Origin of the sequence: Roseateles paludis, from assembly GCF_039872745.1 — a bacterium.
Classification (GTDB): domain Bacteria; phylum Pseudomonadota; class Gammaproteobacteria; order Burkholderiales; family Burkholderiaceae_C; genus Pelomonas; species Pelomonas paludis.
Genome location: NZ_JBDPZD010000002.1, coordinates 62,299 through 79,976, shown reverse-complemented (window position 1 = coordinate 79,976; position 17,678 = coordinate 62,299). Strand labels below are relative to the sequence as shown.

Annotated in this window: 16 protein-coding genes; 8 read left to right on the top strand and 8 right to left on the bottom strand. The window is 63.9% G+C overall.

What is annotated here, in order from left to right; all coding sequences use genetic code 11:
* The 5 genes from ABDJ85_RS06270 (at position 1) to ABDJ85_RS06250 (ending at position 5,368) form a co-directional block, all read left to right on the top strand.
* A complete protein-coding gene (locus ABDJ85_RS06270) occupies positions 1-1,176 on the top strand; it encodes a glycosyltransferase family 4 protein (RefSeq protein ID WP_430765531.1) in 1,176 nt (391 codons plus the stop codon).
* A gap of 3 nt (positions 1,177-1,179) precedes the next feature.
* On the top strand, positions 1,180-2,499 hold the full coding sequence (locus ABDJ85_RS06265) for a putative O-glycosylation ligase, exosortase A system-associated (protein ID WP_347703910.1): 1,320 nt from the start codon (positions 1,180-1,182) through the stop codon (positions 2,497-2,499).
* Positions 2,500-2,519: 20 nt separating this feature from the next.
* Positions 2,520-3,488 (top strand): polysaccharide deacetylase family protein, encoded by a 969-nt coding sequence (locus ABDJ85_RS06260; RefSeq protein ID WP_347703909.1) that lies wholly within the window; start codon positions 2,520-2,522, stop codon positions 3,486-3,488.
* Between the two features lie 51 nt (positions 3,489-3,539).
* Entirely contained in the window at positions 3,540-4,589 is a 1,050-nt protein-coding gene (locus ABDJ85_RS06255; protein ID WP_347703908.1) for an acyltransferase family protein, read from the top strand.
* Positions 4,590-4,849: 260 nt separating this feature from the next.
* A complete protein-coding gene (locus tag ABDJ85_RS06250) occupies positions 4,850-5,368 on the top strand; it encodes a hypothetical protein (RefSeq protein WP_347703907.1) in 519 nt (172 codons plus the stop codon).
* 45 nt (positions 5,369-5,413) lie between these two features.
* Here the strand turns inward: ABDJ85_RS06250 and ABDJ85_RS06245 are convergent, their stop codons facing one another.
* On the bottom strand, positions 5,414-6,271 hold the full coding sequence (locus ABDJ85_RS06245; protein ID WP_347703906.1) for a hypothetical protein: 858 nt from the start codon (positions 6,269-6,271) through the stop codon (positions 5,414-5,416).
* Between the two features lie 170 nt (positions 6,272-6,441).
* On the opposite strand from ABDJ85_RS06245, the gene ABDJ85_RS06240 reads away from it, so the two are divergent.
* The 3 genes from ABDJ85_RS06240 (at position 6,442) to ABDJ85_RS06230 (ending at position 10,149) form a co-directional block, all read left to right on the top strand.
* Complete coding sequence (locus tag ABDJ85_RS06240) at positions 6,442-7,149, top strand: tetratricopeptide repeat protein (protein WP_347703905.1); 708 nt, start codon at positions 6,442-6,444, stop codon at positions 7,147-7,149.
* Entirely contained in the window at positions 7,146-9,206 is a 2,061-nt protein-coding gene (locus ABDJ85_RS06235) for an acyltransferase family protein (RefSeq protein ID WP_347703904.1), read from the top strand. The genes ABDJ85_RS06240 and ABDJ85_RS06235 overlap by 4 nt, the downstream gene beginning before the upstream one ends.
* A 106-nt stretch (positions 9,207-9,312) precedes the next feature.
* Positions 9,313-10,149, top strand: a complete 837-nt coding sequence (locus ABDJ85_RS06230; protein WP_347703903.1) for a glycosyltransferase family protein — start codon at positions 9,313-9,315, stop codon at positions 10,147-10,149.
* A 19-nt stretch (positions 10,150-10,168) separates the two neighbouring features.
* Here the strand turns inward: ABDJ85_RS06230 and ABDJ85_RS06225 are convergent, their stop codons facing one another.
* The 7 genes from ABDJ85_RS06225 to ABDJ85_RS06195 are packed head-to-tail and all read right to left on the bottom strand — an operon-like array spanning position 10,169 to position 17,647.
* Positions 10,169-11,620 carry a lipopolysaccharide biosynthesis protein gene (locus ABDJ85_RS06225; RefSeq protein ID WP_347703902.1) on the bottom strand — a complete coding sequence of 484 codons (1,452 nt, stop codon included), beginning with the start codon at positions 11,618-11,620 and terminating at the stop codon, positions 10,169-10,171.
* Positions 11,621-11,635: 15 nt separating this feature from the next.
* Positions 11,636-12,595 (bottom strand): hypothetical protein, encoded by a 960-nt coding sequence (locus tag ABDJ85_RS06220; protein ID WP_347703901.1) that lies wholly within the window; start codon positions 12,593-12,595, stop codon positions 11,636-11,638.
* Positions 12,596-12,655: 60 nt separating this feature from the next.
* Positions 12,656-14,497, bottom strand: coding sequence for an asparagine synthetase B family protein (locus ABDJ85_RS06215; RefSeq protein WP_347703900.1), 1,842 nt, complete (start codon positions 14,495-14,497; stop codon positions 12,656-12,658).
* Positions 14,498-14,520: 23 nt separating this feature from the next.
* A complete protein-coding gene (locus ABDJ85_RS06210; RefSeq protein ID WP_347703899.1) occupies positions 14,521-14,859 on the bottom strand; it encodes an acyl carrier protein in 339 nt (112 codons plus the stop codon).
* Positions 14,860-14,881: 22 nt separating this feature from the next.
* Entirely contained in the window at positions 14,882-15,901 is a 1,020-nt protein-coding gene (locus tag ABDJ85_RS06205; protein ID WP_347703898.1) for a glycosyltransferase family 2 protein, read from the bottom strand.
* The gene (locus ABDJ85_RS06200; RefSeq protein ID WP_347703897.1) at positions 15,891-16,805 is read right to left on the bottom strand and encodes a hydrolase 1, exosortase A system-associated; all 915 of its coding nucleotides are present in this window, start codon (positions 16,803-16,805) and stop codon (positions 15,891-15,893) included. The genes ABDJ85_RS06205 and ABDJ85_RS06200 overlap by 11 nt, the downstream gene beginning before the upstream one ends.
* Complete coding sequence (locus ABDJ85_RS06195) at positions 16,802-17,647, bottom strand: hydrolase 2, exosortase A system-associated (protein WP_347703896.1); 846 nt, start codon at positions 17,645-17,647, stop codon at positions 16,802-16,804. The genes ABDJ85_RS06200 and ABDJ85_RS06195 overlap by 4 nt, the downstream gene beginning before the upstream one ends.
* Positions 17,648-17,678: the final 31 nt, after the last annotated feature.

The window sequence follows — 17,678 nt, the reverse complement described above, 5'->3', positions numbered from 1 at the left end:
CTGCGCATCCTGACTTTCTCGACGCTTTATCCCAGCAGCGCAAGGCCCAGCCACGGCATCTTTGTGGAGACGCGGCTGCGCGAGCTGCTCAAGAGCGGGCAGGTGGAGGTGCGGGTCGTGGCGCCGGTGCCGTGGTTCCCGTTCAAGCACCCGCGCTGGGGCGAGTACGCCGAGATGGCCGCCACGCCCCGTCAAGAGGTGCGTCACGGCATCAGCGTGCAGCACCCGCGCTACCTGGTGCTGCCCAAGGTCGGTATGAACATCACGCCCGCCCTGCTGGCCCGCGCAGCGCTGCCGGTGTTGCGCCAGGTGCAGGCCGAGGGCTTCGATTTCGACCTGATCGACGCCCATTACTTCTACCCCGACGGCGTAGCCGCGGTGGCCCTGGGGCGCGCGCTGGGTAAGCCGGTGACCATCACCGCGCGCGGTACCGACATCAACCTGATCCCTCAGCATCCGGTGCCCCGCCGCCAGATCCTGCAGGCCGCGCAGGACTGCGGTCACATGATCACCGTGTGCGCGGCCCTCAGGGACGAGCTGGTCGCGCTCGGCGCCGAGCCTGGCAAGGTCACGACCCTGCGCAATGGCGTGGATCTGACCCTGTTCCACCCCGAGCCACGCGAGCCGGAACGGCAGCGCTTTGGCATGCAGGGCCACTGCCTGGCCTCGGTCGGCCACCTGATCGACCGCAAGGGCCACCACCACGTCATTGCTGCATTGCCTGACCTGCCCGACGTCAGCCTCTACATCGCCGGCACGGGGCCCGAAGAGGGCGCGTTGCGCGCTCTGGCCGCCAAGCTGGGTGTGCAGGAGCGTGTGCACTTCCTGGGCCGGCGCTCGCAGCCGGAGCTGCGCAGCCTTTACAGCGCCGTCGATGCCCTGGTGCTCGCTTCCAGCCGCGAGGGCTGGGCCAATGTGCTGCTGGAGGCCATGGCCTGCGGTGCACCGGTCGTGGCGTCCAATGTCTGGGGCACGCCCGAGGTGGTGGCGGCCCCCGAGGCCGGCGTGCTGATGCACGAGCTGAGCGCCGCAGGCGTCGCCGAAGGGGTCACCCGGCTTCGCGCTGCGATGCCGGACCGGGCGCAGACGCGGCGCTACGCCGAACAGTTTGATTGGCTCTCGACGACCGAAGGGCAGTTGAGAGTGTTCAGAGGAGTCCTGGGCCTGCCGGGGTGACAGATGCGTGACCTTGCCTTAGTTGGTCTGTTCGCGTTCATGATGATCATGACGCTGCGCAAGCCCGTATTCGGGACCTACACCTGGGCCTGGGTGTCGCTGATGAATCCGCACCAGCTGTGCTACGGGTTCGCGGTCAGCCTTCCGTTCGCCATGTTGACCGTGCTGGTCACCTTGGTGGCGTTTCCGATGGCAAAGACGCGGCAGCCTTTCCCGGTCACGTCGATCACCATCGTCTGGCTGCTGATGGTGTTTTGGATGGGCGTCACCAGCCTTTTCGCCATGGCGCCGACGGACTGGGTGCAGGAGCGCTGGGTCTTTGTGATGAAGATCCAGTTCATGATGCTGATCACCTTGTTGCTGGTGGTGGAGAAGCAGCAGCTCTTCGTGCTGGTGGTGGTGGTGACGCTTTCGATTGCGTTCTTTGGCGTCAAGGGCGGCCTCTTCACGCTGCTGACCGGGGGGGGCAACCGTGTCTCGGGGCCTCCCGGAGGCATGCTAGGCGGCAACAACGAGGCGGCTGTCGGCCTGGTGATGGTGACGCCATTCCTCTATTGGATGCGCATGCAGGCCACCGTGAAATGGCAGCGCATGGCGCTGACGGTTGCCATCGTGCTGACAGTGTTCGCCATCCTTGGAACCCAGTCGCGCGGCGCATTGCTGGCTGTGCTGGCGATGTCGCTTTTCCTTGGGCTGAAGAGTCGCTACCCGGTGCGCTTCACCTTTGCCCTGGTCGTGGTTCTGGCGCTGGCGATTGCCTTCATGCCTGATTCCTGGACCAGCCGGATGGAGACCATCGGCACCTACCAGGAGGACACCTCGGCGCAGTCGCGCCTTTGGGTCTGGAACACGCTTTGGAACGCCGCTGTGGACAGGCCTTTCGTCGGGGCGGGCTTTTGCGCGGAGGCGATCGAGGTCTACATCAAGTACGCACCGAGGGACGATCGCTGGTCGGCCTTCTCGAGCCTGCAAACGACGTGGGTGGCGCACAGCATCTACTTCCAGATGCTGGGCGAGCACGGCTTCGTCGGCTTCGGGCTCTTCATCACGCTGTGGGCGCTTGTCTGGCGCCGGGCCAGTCAGGTGGCCAAGGCCGCCAGCAAGGTGCCGGACCTGGCCGACTCGATTCCGCTGTTGATGTCGATGACGCAGGTGTCGTTGATTGGGTATGCCGTCGGTGGCGCCTTCCTGAGCCTGGCGTATCTGGACTTGCCGCTGTATCTGATGGCCTATGTGCTGCTCTCGGAGAACATCGTCAAACGCGCCAGCAAGCCTGCGCCACAGCGCGTGAATGCGCTGAGTCCGGCAGGGGCGCCGGCATGAGGGCGCTGGTTGGTTCGCTGTTGGCCGGTGGCCTGCAGTGCCTGGACACCGTGCTGGGGCGCAGAGTCTCGGTGCTCACCTTCCATCGGGTCCAGCCGCAACAAGACCCGCTGTTCCCGCTGGAGATGCACGCCGCGCGCTTCGACGCGCTGCTGGGGAGCATCGCGCGCAGCTTCCAGGTCCTTACCTTGGGCGAGGCGCATGCCGCCCTGAAGAGCGGCAAGCTGCCAGCGCGTGCGCTGGTGATGACCTTCGATGACGGCTATGCGGACAACGCCACCGTGGCCTTGCCGCTGCTGCGGCGCCATGGCTTGCGGGCCACCTTCTTTGTCTCGACCGGCTTCCTGGACGGCGGCCGCATGTGGAATGACACGGTGATCGAGACCATCCGGGCCAGCCAGAAGCCTGAGCTGGATCTGGCAGCCTTCGGCTTGGGGCGGTTTCCTCTTGCTTCGCCCGCACAGCGCCGGGCGGCGATCGATGCAGTGCTGCCGAAGATCAAGTACCAGCCGCTCGACCAGCGCGAGCCCTTGATCGCAAAACTGCGCGAAGCGACGGGCCACCCCGATCTGCCCGACGATCTGATGATGCGCAGTGAGCAGGTCCGTGAACTGCACGCTGCCGGCATGGAGATTGGCGGCCATACGGTGCGGCACCCGATCCTGACCGAGACGCCTGATGACCAGGCCCGGGATGAAATCCTGCGGGGCAGGGCGGCACTTGAAGGCCTGATCGGTGCGCCGGTGAAGGTGTTTGCCTACCCCAATGGCGTGCCCGATCGTGACTACGACCTTCGGCATGTGGCCATGGTGCGGGAGGCGGGCTTCAGATGTGCCGTCAGCACCGCACCCGGGCCGGTGTGCCGAGGTCGGGATGATTTCCAGTGGCCGCGATTCACGCCCTGGGATGCTGGTGACGCCGCCTGGTTTGCGCGACTGATGCTGTGTCGGTACGGGCGCCAGGCTGCTCCGCAGGCGGGGCGCCCTTGATCGTGGCGGCAGCGCAGTGTCGCGCGCGTTGGGTGACGCCTTGAGGTTGCCGTGGGAAGCCTGAGGTTGCTGCTGGCGTTGGCCGTGGTGGTGCTGCACTGCGGTGTGCACCGTGTGCTGACAGGGGGCGCACTCTCCGTCCAGATCTTCTACATGATCTCGGGCTTCCTCATCACCCATGTCCTGTTGAGCAAGCCGGTGTACCAAAGCTATGGCACCTTCCTGAAGAGCCGCTGGGTTCGGATCTATCCGATCTATGCCGTGGTGGCGCTGGCGAGTTGGCTGTCGATCCACGTGCTGACGTCCACCGGCATGCCAGGGTGGGACGCCTTGCCCTTGCAGGCCAAGCTGATGCTGGTGCTGGCTAACCTGTTCATCCTGGGCCAGGACTGGGTCATGTTCTTCACGGCCGATGAGCGCGGACTCGTATTCACGTCCAACTTCTGGCAGTCCTCGCCCAAGCTCTACACCTTTTTGCTGGTGCAGCAAGCCTGGTCGCTGGGTGTCGAGCTGAGCTTTTATCTGATTGCCCCGTTCATCGTGCGGCGCAAGCTGTGGGTTCTGGGATTGCTGGTCGCCTCGCTCGGCCTTCGAGTTGTGTTGCTCAAGCTCGTTGTGGGCTGGTCTGACCCGTGGACCTACCGCTTCTTCCCGACCGAGTTGGCGCTCTTTCTCCTGGGTAGCGCAGCGTGGCATTGGCTGCTGCCGCTGTGGCGACGGCTGTCGGAGCGGCGCGGCAAGGTCGCGTTGGCGATGGCGACGGCCGTCCTGCTCGTCGCCTGCGCGGGCTTTGGCAGCGTCGTGTGGCCGGACTGGACCAAAGGGCCCTTGCTGATCGCACTGGCCACGCTGACACTGCCCGCAGCCTTCCTGTTCAGTTCGGGGCATGCCTGGGACCGCGAGTTGGGGGAGCTGAGTTACCCGCTCTACCTCTGCCACACGCTGGTGATCTTCTGGGCGTCAAGAAACTTGCCCGAGGGCTGGGTGCATCAACCTGCCGGGCCTTGTTTGCGTGCTGGCGGTGAGTTTGGCCCTGGCTGCCATGCTGCACCGCTGGGTCCAGCAGCCCATCGAAGCCTACCGTCGAAGGCTCAAGCATGAATGAACCGACCCTGCTCGCCAGGCCGCCCCTCGACGCAGAGTCGATGCTTGCAGCCTGTCGCCATCAGCTGGCCGCTGGGCCTGACACGCAGCGCCTGAGCGGAGCCTCAAACGCCGTGACCCTGGCTGATCAGGCTTGCCCACGTTGGCCCTCAGGCCAACCCGTACTGCCAAGCCCCGACACCCTTTACCGACGACTCCGGCCCGGCACTCCGGATTTGCGGCGTGCCCAGTGGCCGCGCGAAGTTCATATTGCGGCCATGGCGGACGCTCTGCGTGAGGCTATGCATGCCGACCCGGCGCACACCATCGGCGTGCTTTTGCCCTGGCAGCCGCCCGGCACAGCGCAGGTGATCGATGCAGACGAATACCTTCGCCTGGCGCGGCGCTTGATGATTCGCTACCCGGGCTCCAGGCTCTGGGTGCAGACGTTGGACCCGGCTGTCTGGTGCCGCTTTCGAGATGCCTTCGGTGAACGTTGCAGCAACGTTTGGATCGCCGACGGCACACCCGGCTTAGGGCGGACACCCGTGCCCAGCTTTGGCCCCAACGATTGGGCCGACGCTGCACGTGTGAGCGACCTGCATTGGGCGCTGACTCGGCTGCTGGCGGAATCTCGATTCCTCATCACGCACACGGGCGAATGGGGCTTGTGGGCCTGCCTCACGCGCGGGCATCCGCAAGGCGTGTGGCAGGTCGATGCAGTCGCCGGTGCGATCAACCCAGCCTGGCCGGGAGGCTGGCTGGGCGCCTGCCGGCGTTGGTTGAAGCGGCGCTAAAGAGCCAAGGATCGCTTTCGCGCTGGAGCGGGCGGACCGAGCGCGTCAGCGCGACTCGAGACTCCACAGCGCGGTCTTGAGGCGTTGCTTCCAGACGGGCGTCACTTCCGTGTGTTCGGCGCGCAATGAGTCGAACTGAATGCCGTGGATTGCTGAGGCCCAGTAGCTGAAACCGCTTTTCCATCCGTAGGCGCTGTGCGAGAACACCTGGCTCGCACTACAGATCAACGCAAAGTCGACCAAGGTGTCTCGAACCGCCTGATCGTTCACGTCGCAAGCGCCCAGGTGCACCGCCTCCGCCTCGATCAGCCGAAAGCCGTAACGCTCGCAGAGCGCAGCACGAAGCCCCGGGTTGTTGGAAAGCACGGCCACGCGTCGACCCCAAGTGGGTAGAACGCGCGACTCGATCGCCGCACAGAGTGCGGGCTGGGTGGTCTGCAAGGAACGAAAGTCCGCATCCGCTACCCGCACGTGCAGCACAGCCATCGGCTGGTCACCCGCAATGGCGGACTTGGTGTCTTGAGCGGTGGCCAGGATGGCGGGGTTCAACCGCAGGTTTGCCTGCATGGCCTCGCGCACACGCGGTGTGATGCGGCTCTCGTGGGGCAGCAGATTGGTGCAGGTCCGGCCAACTTGCCCTTCTTGCAGGCGATCCATCCAGCCGTAAACGAGGCTCGCACGCTCGTCGAAGAACTCGTCGATGGGTGCTTGAGATGCTTCAGCACTTGCGGTTGGATCCAGAAACTTGCCGATCGGGTGGCCACTGAAGTCGAGCTCGAACCCCCAACCTCGTTCGAGCGCGTGGTGCGCCAGTGCGATTCCTCCACGCAGATAGTCACCCAGGCCCGGAGGCAGTTTCAAGGTCGTGCAGCGCGTTGGGTAGCAGTGCTTCAGCGTGGTCATCAAGCCAGCATACCAAGGGCAATCGGCCATAGAGGGTGAGATGGCGCACCCCATGCGATCCGACACCAGACCCGGTGATTGTTGGCCGTGCGCGCCCATGCCAAGATTGCACGCTCACTCTCGCCCGCCCCTCCCCGTGGCTGGCGGGTGCTCATGCATACTCGTCATCCATGCACTCGTCTGTCTGCTTCCCACTGAAAGCTGGCCCGGTTCTGGGGGCCTTGGTGTTGGCGCTCTTGATGCCGGCAGCGTTTGGCCAAGCTGCCAAAATCAATTCTGCGGAGGAAGAGCGAGAGTGTGGGCCGTTGGTGTCCACTGACACCCAACTCCTGCCGCCCAAGGATTACCGCACCGACCGAGCCTGGCTTTCGATGGTTGAAGGACAGCACTTTCCCCCCGAGGTTGAGAACCTCGTGAAGCCTAAGCTGTCAACGTTTGGCGCCGCGATTGCTTACACCCTTCATGGCTACCCGAACCACGTCCGTGCGCTGGCCACACTGGAGCGGTTGACTGAACGGGAGAAGACAGACCAGCCCAAAGGCGCCCAGTACTCTCTCGATTGCTATTACCGCCGTGCAATTCGCTTTGTCCCCAACGACTTGCTCGTTCGCATGATGTACGCGATGTACCTGCACAAGCGAGGCAAGGTGGATTTGGCGCGCTCTCAGGCTGAGTTCGTGGACGAGTCGGCTGGCAATGATCCCTTGACGCGAAACAATCTGGGGCTGGTTTTTCTCCAACTTAACCTGCCTGAGCGTGCCAGAGAGCAATTGGGCAAGGCAGACGCCGAGGATCCTGCGATGCAGGCCTTGCGCCGCCGCCTTGCAGCGCGCGATGCGCTGCCCAGCGCAGCGTCGGGCGTTCCGCTGGGCCAATGAAGGCCGTTGGGCATGACGCGGGCGCGCCGGAGGGCCGCTCCGGGCTGACGCGTCTCGGGTACCGCGCCGACGTCCAGGGGCTGCGTGCGTTGGCGGTGGCACTGGTGGTGGCGTTCCACGCTGGCGTGCCGTTGCCGGGGGGGTTTGTCGGCGTCGACGTTTTCTTCGTCATATCGGGGTTCGTCATCACCGGCATGCTGTTGCGTGAGTGGCGGGACATCGGGCACCTGGACCTGCGGCGGTTTTATGTCCGTCGGTTTTTCCGGCTGGTGCCGCCGCTGGCCGTGATGATTGCGATCACCTTGATCGTCAGCGCATTGCTGCTGTCGCCGTCCGGTACGCAGCAAGCGGTTTCCGGCACTGCCGTTGGAGCTTTGCTGTTCTCGGCCAACATCGCCATCGCGCGCCTGTCAGGCGACTACTTTGCAACCGCCGCCAACCTGAACCCGCTGTTGCACACCTGGTCGCTGTCGGTCGAAGAGCAGTTCTACATCCTGTTTCCTGCCTTGCTCTACGCCCTGCTGCGCGGCATGCGCGGTGTGCGCACGGGGCCTTTGGCTGCAGTGCTTGCAGGTATCGGACTCTTGTCCTTGCTCTTGACCGTGGCGCCGCCGGCGACCTCTGGGCAGCCAGTGCTGCACTGGCTCGCCGGCTTCTACAGTCCATTCACCCGCAGCTGGGAGTTCCTCGTGGGCGCCTTGTTGGCGCTGCCGTTGGCCCTATGGCGCCAGTGTTCGCAGCGTGCGAGCACCGCCCTTGGGCTGGTTGGCTTGGCCTGCCTTTTGGTTTCCGTGTTCCAGATCACCGAGTCCACGCGCTTTCCCGGTTGGTGGACGCTGCTGCCAACCGTGGGCACCGCCTTGATGCTGCTGGCTGGGTGTCATGCGAACGGATGGGTCACTCGTTGGCTGAGCGCTCGGTCGCTGGCCCTGGTGGGTGACTGGTCCTACTCGATCTACCTCTGGCACTGGCCCGCCATCGTGTTTGCCAAGCTGCTCTGGCCCGACAGTGGCGTGGCGCTCGGGCTGGCGGTCTTGCTCGCCTGCGTGGTGGCAGTTCTGTCGTACTACGGCGTAGAGCGGCCGATGCGGACGGCATATCAATCGAGATCGTCAAACGTCTTGCAGCCGATCCTCGTCATGCAGGCGGCGCCCATGCTGCTTGCGGTGGGCCTGGCCACCGCTGCCTACACCTGGTTCGGCAATCTTGAGCTCAAGCGGTCGATGCAGACGGTCTCCGAGTTGCCGACCGGTTGGGGGCCTGGGGACTGCGGTGCCCGGCTGCCCGTCGAACGCAAACAGTTGGAACGCTGTCGCCTCCTGCCATCCGCCACGGGTCGCCCCATCTACCTCGTTGGCGATTCGAATGCCATGCATTTCAGTGATGGCTTGGCGGCGGCCGCCGAAAAGCTCAACCGCCCCGTCATCACGCTGACCATGGGCGGCTGCCCCTTTGCCGACGCGACGCTCGTCCTTTCGGGTAAGCCAGAGTTTTCAGCCGAGTGCCGCGTCGCGTTCGAATCGCATCGCCAGTGGCTGCAACGTCAGCCTGCAGGGACGGTCATCGTGGGCATGGTCAGCCGGTACTGGAGCGATGAGTCCTACCAGGTGCTGACGGCCGGTTTGCCCGCCGGATCTTCACGTGCGGCGCAGATGGACGCCGGCGTGGAGCATGCGGTGCGCGCAATGCAGGACGCGGGACATCAGGTCGTGCTGGTGCAGACAATCCCGCACTTCGTCGCTGCCGACTATCCGATGGTGGATGGCCAATGTCCCGGCTGGCGGGTGATCACCAGACGCTGCGCTGTGGCTTCAGGGCGCATGCCGCGAACCTTTGCCGACACCTATCAAGCTTTCTCGAGACACGGGCTGGAGGCCGCATCGACTCGCACAGGGGCAGTGTTGGCTGACTTCCGGGACTACTTCTGCCCCGATACACGCTGCCGCACCGACGCGGCCGACGGCACTCCCATGTACATGGCTGATGGCTACCACTTGAACCGAAGTGGCTCGCGGATGTTGGGGCCTCAGTTCTTGCGCTTGCTGGAGCGCGATTGAGCGACCAAGCGCGGTGCTGCCCGATGCGCTTTCGGAAGGTCCCCTTTGGGGCGGGCTTACGATGTGGCCGCAGCAAACTTCGCCATCAACAAGGGCAACGATAAACATGCGCCTGCCGATCACCCTTGCACAACTGCCAACGCTTGCCAAGCAGATGGCGCAACGCGAGTACCGCCTGGCCTTTGGCAAGGATTCGAAGCCCGTCTTTCGGCTGTGCTACTTCAGCTGCCAGTCGTATTTCCCGTATCTCTATTGCGCGTTGCACAGCCTGGTTCAGACGGTTCGATCCAGCCATCTGGAAGTCTTCGTGTTCAGCGACACGGACATGCCTCTCTCAGCGGCCCAGACCGAGGCATTGATGGCCTTGCCTTTGCAGGTCAAGGTGATTCCCTGGCCGAAGAGCGTTGGCTGGGGCGCAGAGCAAATTGGCTGGATCTGGCGCGCCTATGCCCTGGCCTGTGAAGGACTGTCAGACGACGACTTCATCGCCCGCATCGACTCGGATGTGTTCTTCTTCAATGACCGCATCTTTCGCGCGATGGCGCGGAGCCGCGCCGATTTCATTGGCGACGGCCACTACGTCGACTTCGAGTACTGCCAAGGAGGGGCGTACTTCCTGCGGGTCTCAGCCGCGCGCGCTGTGCTCAAGTACCTTGAGTCCAATGACCTCACGCAGGTCCTGGCGCAAGCTCAAATAGGCGTCGAGGATCGCGCGGTGATGCATTTCGCGGCGCTGGTCAAGTTGAAGACCTGGATGACCTGCTTCATGATGTTTCCCGACGAGCTGCGCAATGCCGGAGGGTTGACCGCCCTCGCGCGATTCAAGTTCTCCTGCTTGCATTTCACGTCAAAGAACAAGGCGGGAATGATTGATGCCTATGTCGCAGGTGTGCTACCTCATGCGGAGCAAGCGGCGTTCAAAGCAGTCTTAAGCACGCCCTAACGCAACCCAGCGGTTGCACTTACCGTGATTTGACGGTTGCGATCAGGTCGGTCAGCGCCGCCCGGTTGGCGAGCCAGGTCCAGGCGATGTAGATGGCGGCACCCATCAGCGATAGCAGGGTCAAACGCGACCAGCCGCCAATCGATTGCAGGTGCGGGCTTGTGAACAGCAGTGCCAGCACCATCAAAGCCGTGCCAAGCAGCGGTTTGAACATCGGTGTCAGGAACTCAAGCCATCCGCCTCCGATGGAGCGCAATGCATAGTGCTGCGTGGCCACTTGCAGGACCACCATCGTCACGGAGTAGGCGACGGTCGCCTGGAAGATGTCGGTCTTGCTGAAGAGCCACAGTGCGCCCGCCATCACCGGAAGCGAGACGACCGCGATGTGCATCAAGCGACTGGTACGGCCGGTGCTCATGAGCACGGTGTCCGAGAGGGTGGTTGCGCTCTTGACCATTGCCATGGTGGCAAGCACGGCGACGAGCGGGCCTGAATCGGTCCAGCGGACACCGAAAACCACCGGCATCAAATCACTCGCCAAGGCAGCGATACCTGCGAGCAGGGGGAATGACAGCAGGCCGATGGCACCGGAGGCTCGATAGAGAGCGCTTCGCGCCCTCGGCGGGTCGTTCTGCAGTTTCGAGAAGACCGGGAACGTGGCCTTGACCATGGTCTGGCTGATCTGCGCGAGCGGCAACCAGACGACGGTTTGGGCCATGGTCATCAGCCCCAACGCGGCCACACCGAGTGCTGGTCCGAGGATCAGACTTTGCAGGTTCTTGGTGATGTGGCTGAGGATGTTGCTGCCGAGCAGGTAACCAGAGAAGCCCAAGAGCTGCTGGACTTCGCTGCGGTCGTAAATCAGCTGTGGCCACCAGCGAACTCGCCAGAACAGGTAGGCGGTCGTCGCTGTCGAGCCCGCGAGGGGCTGCATGGCCAAGGCCCAAACGCCAAAACCGAGGTAGGACATCTGCACCGCGACCAAGGCACCGATGATGCTGCCAACAAACGTGGCGACCGCGATCTCGCGCATATCCAAGCGATGGGTGAACAGTGCGTTGGGCACCACGGAGATCGCGGAGACAAAGACGTTCAGCGCGCAGGTGACCATCAGCCAGCGCAGCACGGGTTGCTTGAAGTAGTCGGCAATCCAGGGGCCAGCAGCCACCATGGCCAAGCCGGCCACCACGCCCAATCCGGCTTGGAACCAGAACGTGGTGGAAAGTGCGCGCTCCTCGAGCTTTTCACGCTGCACCAGCGCTGCCCCCATGCCGAAATTGATCAGCAACTGAGCGAGCTCATTGACGAAGACCGTCATGGCAAACACGCCGTAGTCGGACGGTGCCAACAGGCGTGCGATCAGCAGTGAGGCACCGATGGAGATGCCCTGGCGCAGGAACTGGCTGCCGCCCAGCCAAGCGACATTGCTGACGGTTCTGCCCCCGAAGGAGCCTGAGTTCTTGTCGCTCACGGTGTCCGCGCCGGGTCAGTCCGCACGAGCGCGGGGCTTCGGGCTGATCAGGCTGTTGTAGTAGTCATAGAACTGCTCGGCCGCCTGCGAGTAGATGGTGTCCCGGTAGCGATGCGTGCCCACGAAGTGAATAAAGCAGGCCGCGGTGAAAGGGTCGTTCGTGGCCGGGAACATGTAGTTCCTGTACTTGGGCCAGGGCAGGGTGCAGGCGTTTGGCGTCAGCGAGATCAGGCAATTGGAGATGGCTTGTTCGCTGCCCCATTTGTGCCAGTTATCGCGGCCAATGCCCTCCTCGATGCGCAGGGACATCTTCTCCACCGCCTCGCGGCTCAGGCTGCCACGTGGGTAGCCGGCGAACCCGGCACAGCCGTGCAGGTAGCGATGCCCGGGCGGGAAGATGTCGAGATCAGCCAGGACACGCTCCAGGAAGGCCTGCGGGCCCGTCGCGTGCCAGCGGCCGGCGATGGACTGCATGTGTCGTGGAGATACTGGCGTTGTCCAATGGCCGTCGCCGATCATGAAGCCGGTGTTCGTCGAAGCCAGTCGCTCGATCTCGACCATGGGCCCTGCCGCCACGGTATCCGAGTCCAGCTGCACAACGTAGCTGGTCTGCGACCGTTCAATGATCCGGAACAGGCGCTTCCAAGAGCTGTAGGACGGGCAGCGCCCGGTATCGACGTCGGCAGAGTTGCTGATGAAGACGCCCGGGATTTGCTCGCGCAAAACAGCCTGGTCTTGTGCGGTCAGCGACCCGTCGTTGATGACTTCGATGGAGGCATCGACAAAGAACACCATGAAGGACTTGACGGCCACCAGGTACATGTCGACCGAGTCATGCCCCACCATCGAGACCACCCAAACGTCAGGGCTGGGCGTGTAGATCAGAGGCGCGGTCTGCCGCACGCGTGCCGAGGTGCGAGCGAACCGCAGCTTGTTGGCCCTAGAGCGAAGTGCTTGAAGTTTTTCGAGGAGCATGTCGAGCAGTCGTCGAGCGGCAGCGCTCTTAAAGGAGGAGGGGGGCTGCGACCATTCAGATCACTTGGCCGCTGACCAGTCGGGTGCCCGCGCCCTGAGCCAGTGTTCCAACATCAGCAGTATCCACGCCATGGTTCCGTAGTAGTGGGGGTGGCTGGGGAGCAGTTCGTCAAAGAATCGGCGAACGAAATCGTCGCGGATCAAGCCGCGCGGCACCAGCGCCTGCAAGGCATCGCGGGTCAGCGCGTTCAACGCAGCATGCTCGACCATCCAGACGCCAAACGGCAGCCCGAAGCCCTGCTTCTTCTTGGTGATGACCTCGTCGGGCAGAAACCCGCGCATCGCGTCCTTGAAGAACCAGCGCAATTCCTGGCCTTTGACCTTGAACGCCGGGGGCAACTGCATCGAGAACTGCAGCAGCGCGTCGTCCAGCATCGGAAAACCGACCGAGACGCCCGCCAACTGGGTGGAACCCACCACCTTGGGTAAATCGCATTCGGCCAGGGTGTAGCGCCAGTCGTAGGCCAGGTGCCGATCGAGCTCGTCGGGCGCTTGCGCCTGGGCCCAGATCTCGTTCTGCGCGGATTCAATCTCGCTCTGGCTCACCGAAGCAAGGAATGACGGAGGAAAGATCTCCTGGTAGCCGATTCGCTTGATCAGGTTGTATTCCTGGATGCGGCCGGGCATGGGCTGCGATGCTTGGCGCACATAGCTGGCTGCCTTTCGAGCCACCGGCAGCTTGGCCATGATGGACAGCCTGAATAGTGGCCCCAGAAGGCCATCGCGCAGCGGGCCTGGCAGCCGTTGCCAATGGTCAAACAGGCGTTGCGTGGCGTAGCGGGTATTGCCGCCGAACAGCTCATCGCCGCCGTCGCCAGCGAGCATCCGGCTGACACCGTCGGCCCGAGCCTCACGCGCGCAGTGGAAGGACGGCAGCACCGACGAGTTGCCAAAAGGCTGGTCGTAGGACGCAGCCACCTTGGGGATCTCGGCGACCAGAATGTCTGGCGTGAAATAGATTTCCCGATGCTTCAGGCCGAAGTGCTTGGCAGTCACTCGGGCGTAGTGCATCTCGTCGTAGCCATCGGCCTCGAAGCCGATGGAGTAGGCCGTCACGTCGCTGGTCAGGTCAGCCATCATGCCGGCCACGGTGGAGCTATCCGTGCCGCCGCTGAGGAAGCAGGCGGGCTTGGAGCCATCCATCTGCTTGGCCACCGCGTCGCGCATCAAGCCTCTGAGCTGCTTTTTGGCGTCCGCCAGATCCGGGGTGCGTGGGGTAAAGCGCGGTGTCCAGTAGCGGGCAATGTGCAGCTTGCCGTCGCGGAATTCGGCGCAGTGGCCGGGCGGCAGGCGCTGGACACCGGCAAACACCGTGTGCGGCGACGGGATGATGTGGTGGTAGAGGTACTCGAAAACGGCCTGGTTGCTGAGCCGATCAGCCCCATCGGCCAAGCTGTCGGCCCGCTCGGCCACGCGCAGTCCCTGGCTGTCGATGCGGTAGCAGAGGCTTCGAATGGCGAACCGATCCACGGCCATGAAGACGCTGCCATCGGGCCGCACCGTGGCGACCGCGAAATCGCCCTCCACAGCCGCCGCAGCGTCAGTGAACGAGTGCTTCGACAGCAGGTCTTGCCAGAGCGCTTGAGGCGAGGGGGCCGCGTTCAGTTCGCCCGCGCGACGTGGCGAGCCAGTGAATATTTCGGTCACGTCTTGAATGTGTGCGTTGAGGGGCAATGCCACAGTGTCGGAGCGAACCCCGACTTTGCCCGGCGACACCTGCGCGTGCCGGCTATTGAGGGGGTGGGTCCGAGAATGTAGCGGCTCACGCTGCCAGCATGATCGAACTGGGCCTGAGGCTTCGCAATCCGATGAGCATTCCTGAACAGCTTGCCCGTTCGCCACGGCCGCGACACGGGGCCGTCAGGTCAGTCGGGCAGATGTTTCTCGACGAATGTCTGCAGCGTGCTGACCGAGCTGAACACGCTGCCGTCGATCTCGGTGTCGAGGAAGGCGATGTCGAACTCGTTTTCAATCCGTTCAATCAGCGCGACAACGGCCATTGAGTCAAAGCCTGGGACGGCGTCAAGCAGCGGGGAGTCCTTCGTCAGCCGAAGTCCCCTCGATTCAATGCTCAGAACCTCATCCAGGAGGTTGAGTAGTGTTGTTGTGTGGTCCACCACGCTGCCTAAAGATGTGCCAGTCATGCCCCGCCATGGGGCGAAGCTGTCGCAAAGCTGGCTGTTGAGCATATCAGGCTGGTGCATGCAGGCCCAGCCGCGCTGTCCCCTAGTTGGCGGCTGGCCGGTACCACCGCCGGGCCGAGCCATAGAGGCAGTAGCCCAGCCATTTGAGGCCTGGCGCCAAGCCCAGCGCTTCCCATGCGTAGGTTGAGGCCCGCTCCCAATCGCCTGCTTGGCCAAGTTCCTGCGCCAGCCGCTTGAGGGCGTAGCCTTTGTGCTGGACGGCATAGCGTCGCAGGCTGGCATGCTTGGCATGCAAGAGAAAGCGATCCAGCACGATGACCTGCTGCAAGCGCTTGTCGACCATCGAGATCGACGTGGTCACGTTGGCCTTCAGTTGCGGGTTGGGAACGTGATGCCGACCGATCACGGCTGGATGGTGCAATTTGAGCGCGGCCGAGTCGATCAGTTTCAGGAACAGGCTGCGGTCTCCCTCCCAGCGGACGGCTTCATCCAGACCTCCCACCTGCTGGAACAACTCGCGCCGCACCATCAGGCAGTTCAGATGGGCGAAGCCGTCGGCCAGCAAGAACTCGTCGACGCGCACTTCAAAGCAGCCCAAGGCGGTTGGCTTGCGACCCTGCGACAAGAGAGCGGCCTCCAGCTTGCCCAGCCACAGCCGCCCAATGTGGCTGCCATCGGCAGCGAAGGCGTCCTGGTTGCTCGTGTAGAGATCGACAGCCTGGGCCGAGCTCGCATGCGCGGCGATGCACGTTGCGGCGCGCTGCAAATGCCCCCCGTCCACCCAGAGGTCGTCGTCGTCCAGGAAGGTGACGTACTGCCCTGCAGCCTGGTCTACGCCAAAGTTCAGGGCATAGCTCGGGCCGTGGCCGATTGATCTGCGAACGAGGTGAAAGACACGGAAGCGCTCCCCCAGTTGCGCAGCTGCTTCGGCCCAGTGCTTCTCGTACACCGGCAACTGAGCAGCCGCAGAACCGTCGTTGACGACGATGATTTCCTTGTCTGCCCAGCTTTGCGCCAGCACGGACTTGAGCGCGAGGCCAAACAACTCGGCCCGGTCGCGGGTGGCGATGACGACGCTGACGAAGGGCGCGTCAGCGCTCATGCTGTTCGCCTTGTCGGGAGGGCATCCGCTCCAACAGCCACGCCAGGGTTGCGCTGTTGACCTGGAGTCGGTCCGCAATGCTTGAAAACGCCTGGTCGGCATCCGGCAGGTCGTGGCGATCCCAGCGCCGGGGCGCACGCATCGCGGCCTGCCAAGTGGGGTCGTCGCTGACCACCAAATCGAACTCGCGGCTGACCAGGCTCTGCCCGCTCATCAATAGCAGCACTTCGCCCTTGAACCGCTTGAGTCCCTCCTGCATGCGCAGCAGTGGCGGCAGGCTCGGGCTGTCCTGGTAGGCAGCTTGACGCGAACTGGCTGAGCGTGACGGCAGCACTGCCGACTTGAGCTTGCCAAGTACAACGCGACCCAGTGTTGCGACGGCGGGCAGCGGGTTGTAGCCGCCCTTGAGGAACTTGAGCCAGAAGTCCCATTCGCGGATGCGCTGGCCAAAGTGCGCGACGGCGACCTTGTCGCCGGTCACCTCGTTGTGCACCCACGGGTTGCCGAGCACGATGCCGGTCACGCGCGGGAACTTCCATGCGTTGATCATGATGCCGGAGGCGGCATCGCAGCCGCCAAACAGCACGACTTCCTCCATCCCTGGGACGGCGCCCACGAAGGCGTCGATGGCAGCGGCGATGTCCGCCTCCAGTTCCCGGAAGCCTTTGAAAACACCTTCGCTATCGCCCAGCCCGCGGTGGTCAAAACGCATGACGGGCACACCGCGTTCGGCCCATTCCCTGGCCATTTGCAATTGCGAGCGGCACATGCCGGCCCGGTATTGCGAGGCGCCTGCCAGAACGAAGATCAGGCCACGGGCCAGCGGCTTCTCGGGGATGTGCACCATCCCGAGCAGCTCATGGCCTTCGCAGTGGAAGACGATGGGCAGTTCACGAGCGGTCATGACGCGGCTCCCATCAGTTCGGCCGTCTTGTTGACCAAGTCCGTGGCGTGATGCTCGCCCGCCAATTGCCAGACCTGTGGCGCGACGGCCATCGTCACGCTCAAGTCTTTCCCTGCGCCAATGGCTTGCGCAGCCCGCTGGCTCCCCAAGGGCAGCGATTGACCCTCTTGGGCCACGACCTCCACCCAATCAACGCGACGCGCCCGTGCTCCGCCCATGTCGGCCAGGCGCTTGCTGCGCAGGCCATCCGCCAGGCGTTTGGCCAGTGGATAGCCCGCGACCTCGATGGTCTCGCCGGCGTCGAGCCGCTCCATGATGCCGGCCGTGGTTTCTCGCTCCGTGCCGTGGACCATCTGCGAGGCGATGCGCAGCCGCAGGTACTGATTCAGGAAGTTCTTCCCATCCGGCACGGCTTGCCACAGCAGCAGTCGATCGACCTGCAGGGTTTCACTGCAGGCCACGTCGGCCGCCAGTAGGGCGCCGGTGCGCAGGCCCCACAGGGTCAGCGGCAGTGCAGGGGCGTCTTGGCAAAGGTGTGCTGCGGCAGCCAGCGCGTCGGATCTCCAGAACTCCCAGTCCGCCTCCGTGCTGTCGCCATCGCTTTCGCCGGTCCCGTAGTGGTCCAGCAGCAGGCAGCGCAAACCCGTCTGAGCCATCAGGCGCGCGGTCGCTACGACGTGGCAGCGGCAACGGTTCATCTCCTCCGCGTACGGCGGCAGATAGAGGACGTGTCCGCGCACCGGCACGCCCTCGGGCCGGATCTCGAGCGCGAACAGCCGGCGCCCGTTGACATGCAGGAAATAGGGGTGGGACGTGGTGGTCCGGGATTGAGGTGGGGCCATTCGGCGGAATCCTACTTGTCTGACTTGAGGG

Excerpts from the sequence above, each read along its gene's own strand:
- ABDJ85_RS06220 (WP_347703901.1), bottom strand. The coding sequence starts at position 12,595 with ATGCTCCTCGAAAAACTTCAAGCACTTCGCTCTAGGGCCAACAAGCTG.
- ABDJ85_RS06195 (WP_347703896.1), bottom strand. The coding sequence starts at position 17,647 with ATGGCCCCACCTCAATCCCGGACCACCACGTCCCACCCCTATTTCCTG.
- ABDJ85_RS06240 (WP_347703905.1), top strand. The coding sequence starts at position 6,442 with ATGCACTCGTCTGTCTGCTTCCCACTGAAAGCTGGCCCGGTTCTGGGG.
- ABDJ85_RS06210 (WP_347703899.1), bottom strand. The coding sequence starts at position 14,859 with ATGCACCAGCCTGATATGCTCAACAGCCAGCTTTGCGACAGCTTCGCC.
- ABDJ85_RS06245 (WP_347703906.1), bottom strand. The coding sequence starts at position 6,271 with ATGACCACGCTGAAGCACTGCTACCCAACGCGCTGCACGACCTTGAAA.
- ABDJ85_RS06250 (WP_347703907.1), top strand. The coding sequence starts at position 4,850 with ATGGCGGACGCTCTGCGTGAGGCTATGCATGCCGACCCGGCGCACACC.
- ABDJ85_RS06200 (WP_347703897.1), bottom strand. The coding sequence starts at position 16,805 with ATGACCGCTCGTGAACTGCCCATCGTCTTCCACTGCGAAGGCCATGAG.
- ABDJ85_RS06265 (WP_347703910.1), top strand. The coding sequence starts at position 1,180 with ATGCGTGACCTTGCCTTAGTTGGTCTGTTCGCGTTCATGATGATCATG.
- ABDJ85_RS06235 (WP_347703904.1), top strand. The coding sequence starts at position 7,146 with ATGAAGGCCGTTGGGCATGACGCGGGCGCGCCGGAGGGCCGCTCCGGG.
- ABDJ85_RS06205 (WP_347703898.1), bottom strand. The coding sequence starts at position 15,901 with ATGAGCGCTGACGCGCCCTTCGTCAGCGTCGTCATCGCCACCCGCGAC.
- ABDJ85_RS06230 (WP_347703903.1), top strand. The coding sequence starts at position 9,313 with ATGCGCCTGCCGATCACCCTTGCACAACTGCCAACGCTTGCCAAGCAG.